Below are 16967 nucleotides of genomic sequence, written 5' to 3' on the forward strand. Positions count from 1 at the left end.
GTGGCCGATTTCGTCGAGGCGGGCGATCATCCGGATCCGGTCGGCTTGGAGGCGGGCGATGGCGGCTTCGTTCGTGTCGAGAGCGGCCAGCAGTTCGTTGCCGCTCATCGACCAGATCGGCCGCTCGTCCGGGATCTCCATGCCCACAACGATAGACACCGCCACCGACAGTTTTCAAAACCCGAAACCCCTTATATCCAAGGGATCTGGTTATCCACAACCGTGTGATGATGTCCACAAGCAGGCGGTTTGTGGACCAACTCAGCCATTGTTGCTAAAAGCAACAGCCAACCCCGCGACTGTCACCAGCGGCGGGGGAGCCTGGGTTCTTGGCAGAGGAAGGAGCCGACGGCGAGTTCTAGTGCGGGATACGAGCCCCATAGGTCAGTTCGCCGTACGGGGATGATGTGCCAGCCGAGGTCGGCGAGCTCGGTACGGCGGGTCTCGTCGCGGACTTGCTGTCTCGCGGATGAGTGCCATTCGTCGCTGTCGTACTCGAGCCCCAATCGTCGGCCGTCGATCGGGCGGTCCGGGTAGCCGAGGTCGAGTCGGTAGACGCGGTTGGGTCCGTCGACGCGAATCTGTAGGTCTGGTCGGCCGAAGCCGGCGTCCAGGAGGCGCAAGCGCAGCCACGACTCGCCAGGTGATGCGGCGCGATGGTCGGCGTACCGGCAGACGCGGGCGGCTTTCGAGCAGTCGTCTTCGGGGAAGTAGGCGGCGGATGCTGTTTTGAGCTCCGTGGCGCTGACTGTTTTCGAGTGGAGCAACGCGTCTACTGCTGAGAGTGCGAAGGGCTGCTTCAGGTGCTTGGCGAGTTCGACAGCTGTTGCGGCTGGGCTGATGACCTTCAGGCCCTGAACGACAACCGTCGGGCTGGTTTCCTCGAAAGTCCATTGTGGACGCACGGTGGTCTCGGGGCCGAGGGCTGTGCTGTCGATCCCGTGGAGCCAGGCCGCCGCTTGTCCACGGACTATGGCGTCCGGTGGAACGACGAGCCGTAGCGCGTCGGCTCGAAGCTCAGGAGTGTCGGTTACCCGGACGTCGACGTACACGCCACGGATGACCTCGCGGATCTCCCCACGAGCAAGCAACCACCCAAGTTTCCGAGGAACCTGCCGAGCCGTAAAAGGAATGCCGGCGAAGTAATACGGCATGTCGTACTCAAACATCCCAACAGAATGACGCAATCCGCGAACACCCACCGAAAGTTATCCACAGGAGCCAACCAACACCCATCACGTGATCCTCAAACCACCCCGGCGATCCGAGGCCCACACAAGTCACTCACCCGCGCGAACCACGCGAGGCGACGAACGCCACCGACAACACGAACCTGGAACTATCCACGAGCCCGCGCTCAGCACGGATCAGTCAACGCGGGCGGCAGCCCGCAAGCCGCGGCGACAGCCGCGCACATCGCGCGCAAGCGCCAAGAGCGCGCGACAGCTCGCGCCGTCTTCGGGTGGGCGGGGTGGCGTAGGAGCTGCGTGTAGGACCGCGGGGTGGGGCTCTTAGCTGAAGTCGGTTAGGGCGTTTTGGGCTTGGGTTAGCCATTCTCGGCGGGCTGCTATTGCTTCGCGGGCCTCGTTCGCCTTGCGGGCGTTGCCTTGGGACTCGTGTTTGGCTGCCTGCTTCTCCAGGTCGGAGATGAGCGACTGGAGCTGCTTGACCGTAGCCTCAGCCCGCGCCCGAGCCTCGGGGTTCGAGCGGTTCCAGACCTCGTCCTCGGCGGACTTCACGGCCTGCTCGACAGCGCGTAGGCGGCCGTCGATGGTGCGCATGGAGTCGCGGGGGACCTTGCCGATCTGGTCCCAGCGGTCGAGGTAGTCGCGCAGCTGCTCACGCGCGGTCTTCGCGTCCGAGACCGGGAGGATGGTTTCGATCTCGACCAGGAGTGCTTCCTTGGCCTGCAGGTTCTCCACCTGCTCAGCGTTCTCCTCGGCCTGAATGGCGTCGCGCGCGCCGAAGAAGGTGTCCTGGGCGGCCCGGAAGCGCGCCCACAGCTTGTCGTCCACGTCGCGCGGCGCCGGCCCGGCGGCCTTCCACTGCCGCATCAGGTCGCGGAAGCGGCCCGACGTCGGTCCCCAATCGGTCGATGAAGTGAGCGTCTCAGCCTCGGCAGCGAGCCGCTCCTTGACCACGGCGGCTTCCTCGCGCTTGGAGGAGAGTTCGGCGAAGTGCTGCTTGCGATGCCGGGTGTACGTCGTACGCGCAGAAGAGAAGCGGTGCCACAGTTCGTCGTCGCTGGACTTGTCGAGCCGGGGGAGTGCTTTCCACTCGTCCAGGAGTTCGCGCAGGCGGGTGACGCCGTGGCGCCAGTCGGTGCCGGCGGCGATGGTCTCGGCCTCGGTGGCGATCTTGGTCTTGGCGGAGCGTGCCTCCTCGACCTTCGCGGCGCGTTCGGCCTTGCGCTTCTCGCGCTGCTGGGTGACCAGTGGGGCGAGCGCCTCCAGCCGGGTGCGTAGGCCGTCGAGGTCGCCGACTGCTTGCGCCTCCTCGATCGAGCTGGTCACCTTCTTCACTGCGGCTCGTGCGTCGTCGGGTGACACGGTGCCCGCCTGGACCCGCTGCTCGAGCAGATCCACCTCGAACGCCAGTGCGTCGTACCGGCGGGTGTAGAAGGCGAGCGCCTCCTCGGGGTTCGCATCCGGCCACTGGCCGACCGCGCGTTCACCGTCCTTGGTCCGTACGTAGACCGTTCCGTCCTCAGCTACCCGGCCCCAGCTCTCTCCGGCCACAACTCGCCCCTTCCGGCGGTATGTACTGCGCTCGTGCCCATTCTGGTCAGTCCCCGGTTCAACCGCGCGAACAGGGCCCTGACTGGGCGCGTCGAGCGACCAACCCGACGCTTATCCCTGAACAATCACAAACTCCCAGCCCAGGCGCAACGGTGTTGCGTCACAATCCGGTTCGAACTCACGGCCGTGACACCGGTAGCCTTGGGTGGTCCGGAACCGTTTCAGGAAGGTCTGTCGTGCTCATCGCCGGGTTCCCCGCGGGTTCGTGGGGTACGAACTGCTACGTCGTCGCCACCGGCCAGGGCGCGGAATGCATCGTCGTCGACCCCGGTCAGGACGCGACCGAAGGCGTCGAGCAGGTGGTCCGGGAGAACAAACTCAAGCCTGTCGCCGTGCTGCTCACACACGGTCACATCGACCACATGTTCTCGGTCCTCCCGGTCTGCGGGACGTACGACGCGACCGCCTGGATCCACCCCGACGACCGGCACCTGCTCGCCGACCCGATGGCGGGAATCAGCCCGGAGACGGCGCGGATGCTGCTCGGCGGGAACCACGAGTTCGCCGAGCCCGATGACGTGGCCGAGCTCAAGGACGGTCTGAGCCTGGAGCTGGCCGGGCTGAACTTCACCGTCGACCACACCCCCGGGCACACCAGGGGATCGGTCACGTTCACGACGCCGTACGACGGACCTGAAGAGGTGCCCGCGGTTCTTTTCTCCGGTGACGTGTTGTTCGCCGGGTCGATCGGCCGGACGGATCTGCCTGGGGGCGACCATCCGGCCATGCTGCATACGTTGGCCACCAAGATCCTGCCGATGCGCGACGAGATCGTCGTCCTGCCGGGTCATGGTGGCCAGACCACGATCGGCCGGGAGAAGGCGACCAACCCCTACTTGCAAGACCTGGAGATACCGAAAATATGAGCAAGGCCAAATCGTGAGCAAACTCAGCCCGCTTAGTGGGTTCCCCGAATTCCTTCCGCAGGACCGCATCATCGAGCTGCAGTTCCTCGACGTGATCCGGGAGACGTTCGAGCTGCACGGATTCGCCTCGATCGAGACCCGCGCGGTCGAGCCGGTCGAGCGCCTGTCCAACCAGGGCGAGGACGCCGACAAGGAGATCTACGGCGTACGGCGTCTCGCGGCCGGCGCCGACGAGGACGCGGCGCTCGGACTGCACTTCGACCTGACCGTGCCGTTCGCCCGGTACGTGCTGGAGCACAGCGGCAAGCTGGTCTTCCCGTTCCGCCGGTACCAGATCCAGAAGGTCTGGCGGGGTGAGCGCCCGCAGGAGGGCCGGTACCGCGAGTTCACCCAGGCCGACGTGGACATCATCGACAGCGGCGAGCTGCCGAACCACTACGAGGTCGAGCTCCCGCTGGTGATCGCGGACGCGCTGCGCCGGTTGCCGGTGCCGGAGTTCGTGATCAAGGTGAACGACCGCAAGATCCCCGAGGGTTTCTACCGTGGGCTCGGCCTGGACGACGTGACCACCGTGCTGCGGATCGTCGACAAGATCGACAAGATCGGCCCGGAGAAGGTGGTCGAGCGGCTGATCGAGTCCGGCGCGACCGACAAGCAGGCGCGGCTCGCGGTGCAGCTGGCGGACATCTCCAGCAAGGACACCTCGTTCGTGGACCAGGTTCGCGCGCTGGGCGTCGAGCACCCGGTACTGGATGAGGGCCTGGAGCAACTGAGTCAGGTGATGGCTGCGGCCGCCGAGCACGCTCCGGGCCTGCTGATGGCCGACCTGCGGATCGCGCGCGGCCTGGATTACTACACCGGCGCGGTCTACGAGATCTACCTGGTCGGCCAGGAGTCGTTCGGGTCCGTCGGTGGCGGTGGCCGGTACGATGCACTCGCCTCGGACGGCAAGACGACATACCCGGGTGTCGGGATCTCGATCGGGGTTTCCCGGCTCGTGCACCGGCTCGTCAGCCAGGGGCTGCTCAAGGGCAGCCGCAGTACGCCGACCGCCGTACTGGTCGCGCTCACCGCCGAAGAGGACCGCGCCGAGGCGATGCGGACGGCCGCACAGCTCCGGCAGCGGGGGATCCCGGTCGAGGTGGCGCCCGCGGCGGCGAAGTTCGGCAAGCAGATCCGGTTCGCGGACCGGCGGGGGATTCCGTTCGTCTGGTTCAGCACCGAGAACGGTCCCGAGGTGAAGGACATCCGCAGTGGCGAACAGGTGCCGGCCGATGCCGCGACCTGGAGCCCGCCGGTCGAAGATCTACGTCCAAGCATTGCAACGCAGGAGGAGAACTCGTGATCCGTACCCATTCCGCAGGCTCGCTGCGCGCCGAGCACGCCGAGCAGACCGTGATCCTGGCGGGCTGGGTGGCGCGGCGGCGCGATCACGGCGGTGTGGCGTTCATCGACCTGCGCGATTCCACCGGCACGGTCCAGGTGGTCATCCGTGACGAGGAGGCCGCGCACGGCCTGCGGTCGGAGTACTGCCTGAAGATCGTCGGCGTCGTCTCCCCGCGCCCCGAGGGCAACGCGAACCCGAACCTGCCGACCGGCGAGATCGAGGTCATCGCCGAAGAGGTCGAGGTACTGAACGAGGCCGCCCCGCTGCCGTTCCCGGTCGAGGAGCACCACGCGACCCCGGTGAACGAAGAGGTCCGGCTGAAGTACCGCTACCTCGACCTGCGTCGCCAGGGCCCGGGCGCGGCGCTGCGCCTGCGCAGCGAGGTCAACAAGGCGGCGCGCGAGGTCCTCGGCACGCACGACTTCGTCGAGATCGAGACACCGACGCTGACCCGGTCCACGCCGGAAGGTGCACGTGACTTCCTGGTGCCGGCCCGCCTGCAGCCGGGCAGCTGGTACGCGCTGCCGCAGTCGCCGCAGCTGTTCAAGCAGCTGCTGATGGTGGCCGGGATGGAGCGGTACTTCCAGATCGCCCGCTGCTACCGCGACGAGGACTTCCGCGCCGACCGGCAGCCGGAGTTCACCCAGCTCGACATCGAGATGAGCTTCGTCGACCAGGACGACATCATCGCGCTGTCCGAAGAGGTCCTCACCGCGCTCTGGAAGCTCGTCGGGTACGACGTCCAGACGCCGATCCCGCGGATGACGTACGCCGAGGCGATGGCGCGGTTCGGCAGCGACAAGCCGGACCTGCGGATGGGCCTCGAGCTGGTCGAATGCACGGAGTACTTCAAGAACACGCCGTTCCGGGTGTTCCAGGCACAGTACGTCGGTGCCGTCGTGATGCCGGGTGGTGCGGACCAGCCGCGCAAGCAGCTGGACGCGTGGCAGGACTGGGCCAAGCAGCGTGGCGCCAAGGGGCTGGCGTACGTGCTGGTCGGCCAGGACGGCGAGCTCGGCGGACCGGTTGCCAAGAACCTGTCCGACGAGGAGCGCGCCGGGATCGCCGACCACGTCGGCGCGAAGCCGGGTGACTGCATCTTCTTCGCCGCCGGTCCGGTGAAGTCGTCGCGGGCGCTGCTCGGTGCGGCCCGGCTGGAGATCGGCCGCCGCGGTGGGCTGATCGACGAGTCGGCCTGGTCGTTCGTGTGGGTCGTCGACGCGCCGCTGTTCGAGCCGGCCGACGAGGCGACCGCCGCCGGTGATGTCGCGGTCGGGTCGGGCGCGTGGACCGCCGTACACCACGCCTTCACGTCGCCGAAGCCGGACTCGCTGGCGACGTTCGACACCGATCCGGGGTCGGCGCTGGCGTACGCGTACGACATCGTCTGCAACGGCAACGAGATCGGCGGCGGGTCGATCCGTATTCACCGCGAGGACGTGCAGAAGCGCGTGTTCAAGGTGATGGGCCTGACGGATGAAGAGGCTTCGGAGAAGTTCGGGTTCCTCCTGGACGCGTTCAAGTTCGGCGCGCCGCCGCACGGCGGGATCGCGTTCGGCTGGGACCGGATCACCGCGCTGCTGGCCGATACGGAGTCGATCCGTGACGTGATCGCGTTCCCGAAGTCCGGCGGCGGCTACGACCCACTGACCGCGGCGCCGGCGGCGATCACGCCCGCGCAGCGCAAGGAAGCCGGCGTCGACGCCAAGCCGGAGCCGAAGGACAAAGACAAGTAGGGGTTGAGCTCCCCGGGGTTGTGGAGGAAACTGGCGGCGTCGTGGGAATGCTTGGTTAGGTTTTCACGGCGACTGCCCCTCCTACCGCCCCAGGAGTGCTCATGCGTCGTCTTCTCATTGCCCTACTCGCCGGCCTAGGCCTCACCGTCACCGCTGTGGCTCCGGCGTACGCGACTGTCTTCCAGACCTACGGCAGCGGCGTGAACGTCCGCGCCGACGCCTACCTGTCCGCCGCGGTCGTCACCACGCTGCCCGGTCCGACGTCGATCGACGTGGACTGCCAGAAGGAGGGCGACCTCGTCACCGTCTCCGGCGGCTCGAGCAGGTGGTGGGCGCACGTCCCGGCCCTCGGTGGCTACGTCACCGTCGCGTACGTCGCCATCCCCGAGGACCAGCTCCCCGGCGTACCCGTCTGTGGTGACGAGCCGCCGCCCACCGGTGACATCACGCTGGCCGACGTCCAGGCCATGTTCGGCAGCCGGATCGCGAACCCGTCGATCGTGCAGACCGGCCTCCCGTCGCTGAACCAGGCAATGCGGGACGCGAACATCAACACGCCGTACCGCAAGGCCGCCTTCCTGGCCACGCTCGTGCACGAGTCGCGGCTGGAGTACAACATCCGCGAGATCGGCGACACCCGCCCGTACGGCGGCCGCGGCTACATCCAGCTGACCGGCGACTTCAACTACGGCCCGGCCGGCCAGTACCTCGGGATCGACCTGCTCGGTAATCCCGACCTTGCCATGTCCCTGCAGTGGAGCGCGCCGATCGCCCGCTGGTACTGGACCGTTGCCCGCAACATCAATCCGTACGCCGACAACCTCGACATGGGCCGGGTCAACGCCGCCATCGGCTACCCGGCCGGCACCGAGGACCAGCGCCGCTGCGACTCGTTCATGAACGCGATCCGTTACCTCACCGGTTCGGTCCCGGACGGCGTCATCTGCACCCGCCCCGTCAACCTCACCGGCGACACGACCCACTTGACCCGTCCGCAGTTCGACGCCCTGGCGAAGAACGGCGGAGGACTCGGCTGACCCTCCTCAGCCGACGCGGCCGGCCGGACCCGTCAAGTGGGGGTCCGGCCGGTTCGCGGCTAGCTGGGGCGCGCGCGGACCCAGGTCTGGTCGAGGGTCAGATAGTCGGTCAGGGTGAGGCCGGCCGCGGCGAGTTGGCTGGTCAACTGCTCCTCGGAGAGGTTCTGGGTCAGGATCCGCTGGGACCACGTGCGGCCGCCGATCGTGTAGGTCAGCGTCGCGGCCTGGCGATTGCCGGGAAGCTCCTCGACGTCGGAGACGACCATCCGGCGATGCTCGTTCTCCAGCACCGACGGGCCGCGCAGCATGCTGGGGACCTGTTGCTGGAGCAGGACCGTGCCGCCGGGCCGAACGTGGTGCGCGCAGGTCCGCAGTAGGCGCAGGCGTTCCTCGTCGTCGGCGACGTTGATCAGGTACGACATCATCAGCACCAGGTCGAACCGGCGGTCCAGCCTGAGTTCGCCGATCGACGAGCAGATCGTCTCCGTCTCGGTCACCCGGGCGACCATGTCGGGCGACTCGTCGACCGCGAGCACCTGGTGGCCGAGTGCGAGCAGCGGCCGGGTGATCCGACCGGTTCCGCAGCCGAGCTCGAGGATGCTGCTACCGGGCTCGATCGCCGCGTTGATCAGCTGGTCCTCACCGTGCACCGGCGTGACTTCGTAGAGTTCGACAGCGCTTCCGTCCGGCGTGAGCGCTCCTGGCCCGGTCCCACTCTGTCCGACTCTCATACGATCAAGGTTCACCCGTCGGCCGGCGGTCTCCAAACCTTCGGCCCACACCGAAAGAAGGACCGCGATGACGTACCAGATCCGGCCGTCGACGAGCAAAGGGCGGGTGCCGTTCTCCGACGGCGAGACCTGGTACCGGATCACCGGTGACCTGAGCAGCGGAATCACTCCACTGGTGCTTGCCCACGGTGGACCAGGCGCGACGCACCAGTACCTGCTGTCGTTGACCGCTCTCGCGTCGAGCCGGCCGGTGATCCACTACGACCAGATCGGGTGCGGCAACTCGACCCACCTGCAGGACGCGGAGCCGTCGTACTGGACCGTGGACCTGTTCCTGGAGGAGCTGGACAACCTGTTGGATCAGCTCGGGATCGCGGACGACTACCACCTGCTGGGGCAGTCGTGGGGTGGCATGTTGGCGGCAGAGCACGCCGTACGACGTCCTGCCGGTCTGAAGCGGCTGGTGATCTCGAACTCGCCGGCCTCGATGCCGTTGTGGATCGAGGCAGCGGAGTCGTTGCGGGCGCAGTTGCCGGCGGAGGTCGAGGCGACGTTGCGTGAGCACGAGGACGCGGAGACGACGGACTCGCCGGAGTACGCCGCCGCGATGAAGGTGTTCTACGACAAGCATGTCTGCCGAGTGGTGCCGAATCCGCCGGAGGTGGCGGCCGCGTTCGGATCGATCGAGGCCGATCCGACCGTCTACCACACGATGAACGGGCCGAGTGAGTTCCACGTCGTCGGCAGCCTGAAGGACTGGACGATCGTCGATCGGTTGCCGGAGATCGCCGTACCGACGCTGGTTCTGTCGGGTGCGTACGACGAGGCTCAGCCCGTGTGCGTGGCGCCGTACGCGGAGCAGATCCCGGGCGCTCGCTGGGAGGTGTTCGCGGAGTCCAGTCACCTGCCGAACGTCGAGGAGCCGCAGCGGTACGTCGAGGTTGTGGAAGCGTTCCTGCGAGGCGAATGATGCCGGTTCCGGGGGAGTTGCTGGCGCATCTGCGGCGTGCCCGGGATGTTGCCGACCGCAACTATGCCGAGCCGCTCGACCTGGCCGGGCTGGCGGCCGCTGCCGGGGTGTCGAAGTACCACTTCCTACGGTGTTTCGCGGCCGAGTACGGCGAGACGCCGATGCAGTACGTGACCCGGCGGCGGATCGAGCGGGCGACCGATCTGCTGCGGGCGACGAACCTGACGGTGACCGAGGTGTGTGGGCTGGTCGGGTACAGCAGTCTGGGGTCGTTCTCGCAGCGTTTTACCGAGTTGGTCGGGATGACGCCGTCGGCTTATCAGCGGACCCAGACCGGTGCGCGGATCCCGGGGTGCTTCGTGTTCATGCTCGGGCTGGACTCCGCAATTCCGGAGAAGCAACCAGGAGTCTCGGAGGCCTACCGTCGTACCAACGTCGAGGAGGAACAATGATCACCAACGTCAGCCTGGTCACCGTCTACGTCAACGACATCGACGACGCGAAGGCCTTCTACACCGACAAGCTCGGGTTCGTCCTGGGGGAGGACATCACCCTCAGCGAGGACTTCCGCTGGTGCACCGTGCACCAGGCCGACCATCCCGAACTCGAGCTGGCGCTGATGCTGCCCGGTCCGCCGATGGACGAGGAGTCGGCCGGGTCGATCCGCCGGATCATGGACAAGGGCATGATGCACGGCGTCGGGCTCGCCACGGACGACTGTCACAAGACCTTCGCCGAACTGGTTGCCAAGGGCGTCGAGTACATCCAGGAACCGTCCGATCGCCCGTACGGCGTCGAGGCCGTCCTGCGCGACAACTCCGGCAACTGGCTCGTCCTGGTCGAGCAGAAGCCCTACACCCACGAGGATTTCAGCTGACCTTCTCGATGACGGCGTTGGCATAACCAACGAGCTTCTGGTCGTCCCGGCCGAAGTACGGGCCCTCGACGATGACGACGATGCTGCCGCGGTTCACACCGCACTGCCGCTTCAGAACTCCCTCGCCGAGAACCCAGGTCGCGCAGACGCCCGGTCCGACCTCGGTCACTTCCTTCGGATCGCTGAAGGCGTCCTTCACGTCGTCGATCGAGCCGTAGGCGTCCACCATGTACTCGGCGTACTCCTTGGCCGGCTTGGTCTCGCCGGGCGCGACCGTGGCGTACAGCGTGCTCCTGCGCCACTCGTACTTGCTCCCGGCAAGTACCGGAACCTGTTGGATCTCGCCGGCGTTGACCCTGTACAGACCGCCGGCGGACGCCGGGAACTGGGTGATCGGCGCAACCTTCGGCGCCTTCTTCGCGAACGGTCCCGCATCGATCACGCCGGTCCGGCTGAGCACGACCACGAGCACCAGTACGACGACCAGCGGCACCGCGATCAGTCCGAGCAGGAGCAGGCCGGCCCGCTTCCTCGCCGGTGCCGGCTGCGGTGCGTACGGCTGCTGTTGCTGAGGAGGCCCCGAGTACGACATGGCCCCTACTGTCGGGCAACGGAGGGTCACCGGACTTGACCTCTGCGTTTTGTATCAATACATTTGGTACAAACGACTCGAGGGGACGTGAGCCAGGTGGACGTGTTGTGGATCGTGGCGATGATGGTGATCGCGACCGGGATCATGTGGACGCAGCGCCGGAAGATGGCCAAGACCGAGGTCGACCGGCTGGTCGCCCGCGGCGGTCTCCCGCCGGAGCGCGATCTCGTCGAGTCGGCGCTGAAGTGGTACGAGCGTCGTCAGGCGGTCCTGCTCCTGGGCCTCCTGGCCGGCACCTTGGCGGGCGGTGCGATCGTCGTACTGGCGTATGTCGGGATGGACATCGGGTTCGAGACCGGTGCGGTGATCGATGTACGGCTGCTGACCTGGATGGTCGCGGCCGCGTCTGCCGCGGGTGGGATTGCGACCCTCGGGCTGAGCTACCGAACCGTGCGGGCGTCCCGGATCGACGGTCCCAGGATGGCGGCGCTGCGACCGCGCCGGTTGAGCGATTACCTGAGCCCGATCGAGATCGCCATCCACTACGGTTCGCTCGTGCTGCCGCTGGTCGCGGTCGGGCTCGGGATCGTCGTACTCGGCAGCAACGACAAGCCGGTCCGTGGCTGGATCCTGATCGGCAGCGGGCTGGCCGCCGTACCGCTGTGGGCCGTGGGCGCCGCCCTGCAACGGATGGCTCTGCGGGTCAACCAGCCGTCGGGTCGTCAGGCCGAGCTGCACTGGCAGGAGGCCTTGCGCGCCACCACCTTGCGCGACCTCGGCTCCTCGATGATCACAGTCAGCTGGCTGCTCGGTGCGTCGATCCCGATGTCCTTCCAGTGGCCCGCCGACGCCCCAGCCTTTGCCGAACCATTGTCCGAGGTGCTATTCCTGGTGGCCGTGGGGCTGATGTGTGTGATGTGGGGGGTAGCTGCGAGCCGCCGCGGCCTGCAGCGAGTACAGCGAGTCGTCGGATGATCATCACGGTCGACCCCGGCGGGAGCAAACCGCCGTACGAACAGGTGAAGGATCAGATCGACGGCCTGATCCGGACCGGCGAACTCGCCCAGGGGACGCGGCTGCCTACTGTGCGCCAGTTGGCCGGCGACCTGGGACTCGCCGTCAACACGGTGGCCCGGGCCTACAAAGAACTAGAAGCCGAGCGCTTGGTGGAAACGAGAGGCCGCAACGGCACCTTCGTCCTAGCCTCCCGAAGCCGGGTAGACGACGAAGAAACCCGAGCCGCTGCCACCGTCTTCGCCCGAGCCGCCCGCCGAGCCAACCTGTCCCTCCCCGAAGCCACCAAACTCCTCCACCAAGCCTGGTAACCCGGGGGAGTGGGCCCGCCTCGTTGCGCTGAGGACTGATGCCACGCCGGCCGCGGGCGTATCGTCCTGGGAGGGGGCGAGATGATGACGTTGACGGTTGCGGCTGTGCAGGCGGCGTATGTGTTGATGGATCGCGAGGCGACGCTTGCCAAGGTGGAGGAGTTGCTGGCCGATCCCGCCGTACGGGCGGCTGATCTGGTCGTGTTTCCGGAGGCGTTCGTGCCTGGTACGCCGATCTGGATCGACGGGCCGCCGATCTGGGACGGGGACGAGGAATGGTTCGCGATGCTGGCCGATCAGGCTGTCGTCGTACCGAGTGAGGCCACCGATCGGCTCGGGGCTGCGGCGCGGCAAGCGGGCGTCTATCTGGTGATCGGGATCAACGAACGTGAGGCCACGGGGAGCACGATCTACAACACGCTGTTGTACTTCGATGCCGACGGCAACCTTATCGGCACGCACCGCAAGCTGATGCCGACCGGCTCGGAGCGGACCGTGTGGGGGATGGGTGACGGGTCGACGCTCGAGACGTACCCGACTCCGTTCGGGCGCATCGGCGGGTTGATCTGCTGGGAGAACTACATGCCGCTGGCCCGGTTCTACCTGTATTCGCAGGGCGTTGACGTGTGGGTGGCGCCGACGCTGGCAACGGGTGACGGCTGGATCGCGACCATGCGGCACATAGCCCGAGAGGGCCGCTGCTATGTGATCGGCGCGAACCCGGTCCTCCGCGTCGACCAGATCCCTGCCGACTTCCCCGACCGCGACCGAGTGTGGCGCACCAACCCGGACGATCCCGACTGGGTCGAGCCCGGCAACACCGTGATCGTTGGCCCCAACGGCGAACTCCTCGCCGGCCCCGCCCGTCACGCCGAAACCATCCTGACCGCCGAACTGGACCTGGCCAAGGTCCGTTCGGCACGCCGAATGTTCGATCCAGTAGGCCACTACCATCGCCCCGACCTGTTCCGCCTAGCCGTAGACACCACCCCCCGCCCCATCATCACCAAACTCCACAACAGCCTCCCCGAGGACTAGGCCGGGGGCCGATGCGCTGTGGTAATCTCGACGCCGCAGGCGCGGGTTCAACCCCGGTCGTAGGGCGCAGCGGCAGCAAGCCGGAAGGGCAAGGCCCACCTACTTCAAGACCGAAGAGGGAGCGCCATGCCCAAGCTCGAAACCTACAAGAAGCAGGCGAAACTGCTCGTTCGCTGGCACCGCGAGGGGAACTTCTCGATCGGCGGTCGCATCCGGCAGCTCGAGCGCTATCGCACGTTGTCCGACCGCGAAGCGCTCGCGCTGAAGTTTCCCCTCGGCGAAGCCCAGGAGATCATCGCCCTCGAAGCGGGCTGCGCCAACTGGGCCGAACTCAAGGCGAGCACGGAAGCGGCGCCGCCAACCAGCGAGCAGCCGAAGACTGAGGACACGGCGGTCGCGAGCGCCAAGCCGGTGCTGTACGTCGCCGACGTCGATGCTTCGGCCACGTTCTATCGGGACCGGCTCGGCTTCCGGATCGACTTCGTGCACGGCAATCCGCCGTTCTACGGCTCGGTGTCGCGCGACGGCGCGACCTTGCACCTGAAGCTCGTAGACGAGCCGGTGTTCGCGGCCGGTGCCGCGGAACGAGAAGGTCTCATCATGGCGTTCGTCGATACGCCGAAAGTACGCGAGCTTTATACCGAATATCAGGCCGCTGACGCCGAGATCGTCCAGAAGCTGACCAAACAAGCGTGGGGCGGCACCGACTTCATCGTCCGAGACCCAGACGGCAACGCCATCGCATTCGTCGGCTGAGTCCAAACGCAGCCACACGATCCACCTCACGGGCCGATCGATCACGCGTGGGTCGGACCATCCCTCGCGGAAACGATTCCAAGATTCCTGGGGCGACGTTGTGGTGAGGTATGTACAGAGGGTCTTGTCGTTGCTACTGTCCGGCCAGATTTGACATCGATGTCAACCTCAGGGAGTGGTCACGATGGTTTCGAGACGGACGTTCCTGGCGGGCAGTGGTGCGGTGACGGCAGGTGGGTTCGGGGTGGTTCCGGGCCTTACGTCCGCGGCGCAGGCTGCAGTTTCATCGACGTCCGGCAGCCCCGCTCGGCTGCTGCCGGTGTTCAACCGCCCGAAACACCTGGACTACGGCGACGTGAGCAAGTTGAGCGGTGGCGACCAGACGCTGCTGACAACGTTGCAAGGCGTCGTCAACCGCACGCAACCCGAGCTGTACTTCCTCTACGACACAGGCACGATGAGTACGCCGGACGCCAAGTGGCTGACCGACATGCATCTGCCCACGAAGCTGTACAAGAACCCGCTGGACCTGGTGGCGAAGTACCGCCATCGCGTCCGGGGCGCGATTGTTCACGATCCCGCCGTACCGGACTCGCTCAACGTCGCGACCACGCTGGCCGGTCTCGAGAGTGCGGTCGTCGCCGACGCCGATCAGGCCAAGGCGCACGGGTTGAGGATCGTGAAGGACCTGCGCGGGATGTTCGACGACGACCGCGTGAAGACGTACCGGTGGCAGCTCGACAACCTGTTCCCCAAGGTCACCAAGAAGCTGCTCGCCGGCCTCCCGCCGACTCGGGTCGTCCCGGTCGAGAATGTCCAGTGGACCGAGATCGCCCGCGAGACCCAGCAGATCCGGGACTCGTCGAACAAGGGGAGCTACGACCTCGACGTCTCGGCGAAGCTCGGAAAGGAAGCCGTCTTCGTCCGGTTCCAGGACTCGTTCACCGACGACGGCTGGGGTCCCTCGGTCTCCGAGGTCACGGTCAAGGCGAACGGGACCGAGATCGCGCACTTCCTGCCGGACACACCGGAGGAGGCGCAGTACCTGTTCGACGGCGTCAACTCGTCGATCGGTGGTGACGCGAACCGCTTCAGCGACGGCGGCGGCTACTTCATCTACCGCTTCGAACCACCGGCCGGTACGACGTCCCTCGTGGTGACGGTGACGATGTGGAACCAGTACCTGGTCACGGCGACCGACACGTCACCGACCCGGATCGAGCCGTTCCCGTACTTCCGCGACTACGTGGTGGCCACCAAGGCCCTGGTGAGCTGGCTGCCGCCGGGCGGTGAGACGGGGGATCTGCTGATCGAGCACTTCAACAAGTGGCCCACGTTGGCGCTGTACATGGGCTGGTTCGCGAACGACGTCTCCGGCGAATGGGACGGTGTCGATCTCGCGAGCAAGGGTGGTTCGCCGGTGGTCGCGGCGGACTTCTACATGAACGGCACTGTGCACTCCGGCTTCACCGCGCCGATCTCGGACAAGCCCCGGCCGGTCCGGCGGATCAGCAAGCCGAAGAACAAGGTGTACGTCACCCTGACGTTCGGCGAGGGCGACAACATCCAGTACTGCCAGCGCCGGTTGCGGGACATGTGGGACGACCCGAAGCGTGGCGAGGCGCCGAGCAACTGGACCATCAGCCCGCTGCTCGCCGAGGCTGGTCCCGGTCTGTACAGCCACTTCCAGCGGACTGCGACGGCCAACGACCTCCTGGTCTGCGGTCCGTCGGGCGGCGGGTACACGTACCCCGGCTCGTGGCAGTCCGCCGAGCTGACGCAGTACCTGAAGATGACCGGCACGTTCATGCGCCGTACCGGGCTCGACGTCATCTACTCGTACACAGGCCGGCAGGACGACAAGTGGATCCTCATGTCCGAGGAGATCGCTGCGGGCTTCGTCAAGTACACGCCGGTCAAGGGCATCATGCAGACCTGGGACGGCGACCCGCTGACCATCCGTCAGGGCGGTCTGCCGATCACCGGTGGGTGGGGTGCTCCGGGTAAGGCCGCCGAGTACAAGGCCGCGCTCGACCAGCGGATCGCGAACTGGGACGGTGCCAGCCCGCTGTTTGTCTCGGGCCTGATCAATGCCTGGTCTTGGACGCCGACCGACATGGCGGAGCTCGCGCCACTGCTCGGCGATCCGTACGAGTTGGTCCTCGCGAACACGTTCTACGACCTGCTGAACCGCGTGCTGTAGACACAAGCGGTCGCCCGGATGGGGGATCCGGGCGACCGCGGTGTGGGGCTTTACCAGTGGTGCGCGACGTCGATGACGAGGCGGGTGTTCGAACCCGGTCCCGCCAGCGTGTAGACGCGGAACGGAAGCCTGGCGCGGACGCCGAGCCCGACCGTCGTCTGCCCCTCGAAGCTGCCGGCGGCGGCGACCTGACGGAACGTGGTGTAGCCGGCCACGTTGGTCAGCTCTTTCCCGTTCTTCGGCAGGTACGTCGGCTTACCGGTCACGCCGTCGTACGCCGGAGCGCGGACGACGATCTGCAGTTTCGCCCCACCGCGGAGCGGGACGAGGAATCCGGCGCCGTCGGTGTAGACGTTGTTGACGTAGCGAACGTCGTACCCCGGGGCGGTGCGGCCACGGACATCGACGACGAGGCGGTCGAAGCAGGCGTGCCGGCCGGTGCGGACGTTGGTGACGGATCCTGGCGCCATCCGGCTGTTTGCCTCGGGCAACGATCCCCAGCCGGTCGGGCAGGAGACGGCAGCGACCGTGGCGGTACGGGCGGAGGTCGAGCCGGTGACGGCCGGTGCGGCGATCGCGACCGCGGGGATCGCCATGACGGCGAGCGCGGCGAGGATCGTCTTGGGTGTGAGGTGGTGGATCTTCATGCTG

17 protein-coding genes are annotated in these 16967 nt (G+C 66.8%); 12 read left to right on the forward strand and 5 right to left on the reverse strand.

Annotation, left to right across the window (positions count from 1 at the left end):
- Positions 1–302: 302 nt before the first annotated feature.
- Positions 303–1169: a hypothetical protein gene (locus tag AB0L70_RS38380; RefSeq protein ID WP_363691801.1), complete on the reverse strand. Its 867-nt coding sequence runs from the start codon at positions 1167–1169 to the stop codon at positions 303–305.
- Between the two features lie 342 nt (positions 1170–1511).
- Positions 1512–2738, reverse strand: a complete 1227-nt coding sequence (locus tag AB0L70_RS38385; protein ID WP_363691802.1) for a DUF349 domain-containing protein — start codon at positions 2736–2738, stop codon at positions 1512–1514.
- A 236-nt stretch (positions 2739–2974) separates the two neighbouring features.
- Between AB0L70_RS38385 and AB0L70_RS38390 the strand changes: the two genes are divergently transcribed.
- From AB0L70_RS38390 to AB0L70_RS38405, 4 genes are all read left to right on the forward strand, one after another.
- Entirely contained in the window at positions 2975–3664 is a 690-nt protein-coding gene (locus tag AB0L70_RS38390; protein ID WP_363691803.1) for an MBL fold metallo-hydrolase, read from the forward strand.
- 13 nt (positions 3665–3677) lie between these two features.
- Complete coding sequence (gene hisS, locus AB0L70_RS38395) at positions 3678–5009, forward strand: histidine--tRNA ligase (RefSeq protein ID WP_363691804.1); 1332 nt, start codon at positions 3678–3680, stop codon at positions 5007–5009.
- Positions 5006–6787, forward strand: coding sequence for an aspartate--tRNA ligase (aspS, locus tag AB0L70_RS38400; RefSeq protein ID WP_363691805.1), 1782 nt, complete (start codon positions 5006–5008; stop codon positions 6785–6787). The genes hisS and aspS overlap by 4 nt, the downstream gene beginning before the upstream one ends.
- Positions 6788–6888: 101 nt before the next feature.
- Positions 6889–7824: a glycoside hydrolase family 19 protein gene (locus AB0L70_RS38405; RefSeq protein ID WP_363691806.1), complete on the forward strand. Its 936-nt coding sequence runs from the start codon at positions 6889–6891 to the stop codon at positions 7822–7824.
- Positions 7825–7883: 59 nt separating this feature from the next.
- On the opposite strand, the gene AB0L70_RS38410 is transcribed toward AB0L70_RS38405, so the two are convergent.
- Positions 7884–8555 (reverse strand): class I SAM-dependent methyltransferase, encoded by a 672-nt coding sequence (locus AB0L70_RS38410; protein WP_363691808.1) that lies wholly within the window; start codon positions 8553–8555, stop codon positions 7884–7886.
- 67 nt (positions 8556–8622) lie between these two features.
- Between AB0L70_RS38410 and AB0L70_RS38415 the strand changes: the two genes are divergently transcribed.
- From AB0L70_RS38415 to AB0L70_RS38425, 3 genes are read left to right on the forward strand one after another with little or no spacing between them, the layout of a single operon-like run.
- Complete coding sequence (locus AB0L70_RS38415) at positions 8623–9525, forward strand: proline iminopeptidase-family hydrolase (RefSeq protein ID WP_363691809.1); 903 nt, start codon at positions 8623–8625, stop codon at positions 9523–9525.
- Positions 9525–9977, forward strand: coding sequence for a helix-turn-helix transcriptional regulator (locus AB0L70_RS38420; protein ID WP_363691811.1), 453 nt, complete (start codon positions 9525–9527; stop codon positions 9975–9977). The genes AB0L70_RS38415 and AB0L70_RS38420 overlap by 1 nt, the downstream gene beginning before the upstream one ends.
- Entirely contained in the window at positions 9974–10402 is a 429-nt protein-coding gene (locus tag AB0L70_RS38425) for a VOC family protein (protein ID WP_363691812.1), read from the forward strand. The genes AB0L70_RS38420 and AB0L70_RS38425 overlap by 4 nt, the downstream gene beginning before the upstream one ends.
- Here AB0L70_RS38425 and AB0L70_RS38430 read toward each other — a convergent pair.
- The gene (locus AB0L70_RS38430) at positions 10395–10994 is read right to left on the reverse strand and encodes a hypothetical protein (RefSeq protein WP_363691814.1); all 600 of its coding nucleotides are present in this window, start codon (positions 10992–10994) and stop codon (positions 10395–10397) included. The two genes, AB0L70_RS38425 and AB0L70_RS38430, sit on opposite strands and share 8 nt — an antisense overlap.
- An 87-nt stretch (positions 10995–11081) precedes the next feature.
- On the opposite strand from AB0L70_RS38430, the gene AB0L70_RS38435 reads away from it, so the two are divergent.
- The 5 genes from AB0L70_RS38435 (at position 11082) to AB0L70_RS38455 (ending at position 16316) form a co-directional block, all read left to right on the forward strand.
- The gene (locus tag AB0L70_RS38435; RefSeq protein ID WP_363691815.1) at positions 11082–11969 is read left to right on the forward strand and encodes a hypothetical protein; all 888 of its coding nucleotides are present in this window, start codon (positions 11082–11084) and stop codon (positions 11967–11969) included.
- On the forward strand, positions 11966–12319 hold the full coding sequence (locus AB0L70_RS38440; RefSeq protein ID WP_363691816.1) for a GntR family transcriptional regulator: 354 nt from the start codon (positions 11966–11968) through the stop codon (positions 12317–12319). Before AB0L70_RS38435 ends, AB0L70_RS38440 begins: the two co-directional genes overlap by 4 nt.
- A gap of 81 nt (positions 12320–12400) precedes the next feature.
- On the forward strand, positions 12401–13357 hold the full coding sequence (locus tag AB0L70_RS38445; protein ID WP_363691817.1) for a carbon-nitrogen hydrolase family protein: 957 nt from the start codon (positions 12401–12403) through the stop codon (positions 13355–13357).
- A gap of 126 nt (positions 13358–13483) precedes the next feature.
- Positions 13484–14113 (forward strand): glyoxalase superfamily protein, encoded by a 630-nt coding sequence (locus tag AB0L70_RS38450; protein WP_363691818.1) that lies wholly within the window; start codon positions 13484–13486, stop codon positions 14111–14113.
- Positions 14114–14297: 184 nt separating this feature from the next.
- Complete coding sequence (locus AB0L70_RS38455; RefSeq protein WP_363691819.1) at positions 14298–16316, forward strand: GxGYxYP domain-containing protein; 2019 nt, start codon at positions 14298–14300, stop codon at positions 16314–16316.
- Between the two features lie 50 nt (positions 16317–16366).
- Here the strand turns inward: AB0L70_RS38455 and AB0L70_RS38460 are convergent, their stop codons facing one another.
- A complete protein-coding gene (locus AB0L70_RS38460; RefSeq protein WP_363691820.1) occupies positions 16367–16963 on the reverse strand; it encodes a hypothetical protein in 597 nt (198 codons plus the stop codon).
- Positions 16964–16967: the final 4 nt, after the last annotated feature.

Source organism: Kribbella sp. NPDC051952 (assembly GCF_040680855.1).
GTDB lineage: Bacteria > Actinomycetota > Actinomycetes > Propionibacteriales > Kribbellaceae > Kribbella.

Coding starts and splice junctions, on each gene's coding strand:
- AB0L70_RS38380 (WP_363691801.1), bottom strand. CDS start 1,169: ATGTTTGAGTACGACATGCCGTATTACTTCGCCGGCATTCCTTTTACG.
- AB0L70_RS38405 (WP_363691806.1), top strand. CDS start 6,889: ATGCGTCGTCTTCTCATTGCCCTACTCGCCGGCCTAGGCCTCACCGTC.
- AB0L70_RS38410 (WP_363691808.1), bottom strand. CDS start 8,555: ATGAGAGTCGGACAGAGTGGGACCGGGCCAGGAGCGCTCACGCCGGAC.
- AB0L70_RS38415 (WP_363691809.1), top strand. CDS start 8,623: ATGACGTACCAGATCCGGCCGTCGACGAGCAAAGGGCGGGTGCCGTTC.
- AB0L70_RS38420 (WP_363691811.1), top strand. CDS start 9,525: ATGCCGGTTCCGGGGGAGTTGCTGGCGCATCTGCGGCGTGCCCGGGAT.
- AB0L70_RS38425 (WP_363691812.1), top strand. CDS start 9,974: ATGATCACCAACGTCAGCCTGGTCACCGTCTACGTCAACGACATCGAC.
- AB0L70_RS38430 (WP_363691814.1), bottom strand. CDS start 10,994: ATGTCGTACTCGGGGCCTCCTCAGCAACAGCAGCCGTACGCACCGCAG.
- AB0L70_RS38440 (WP_363691816.1), top strand. CDS start 11,966: ATGATCATCACGGTCGACCCCGGCGGGAGCAAACCGCCGTACGAACAG.
- AB0L70_RS38445 (WP_363691817.1), top strand. CDS start 12,401: ATGATGACGTTGACGGTTGCGGCTGTGCAGGCGGCGTATGTGTTGATG.
- AB0L70_RS38450 (WP_363691818.1), top strand. CDS start 13,484: ATGCCCAAGCTCGAAACCTACAAGAAGCAGGCGAAACTGCTCGTTCGC.
- AB0L70_RS38455 (WP_363691819.1), top strand. CDS start 14,298: ATGGTTTCGAGACGGACGTTCCTGGCGGGCAGTGGTGCGGTGACGGCA.
- AB0L70_RS38460 (WP_363691820.1), bottom strand. CDS start 16,963: ATGAAGATCCACCACCTCACACCCAAGACGATCCTCGCCGCGCTCGCC.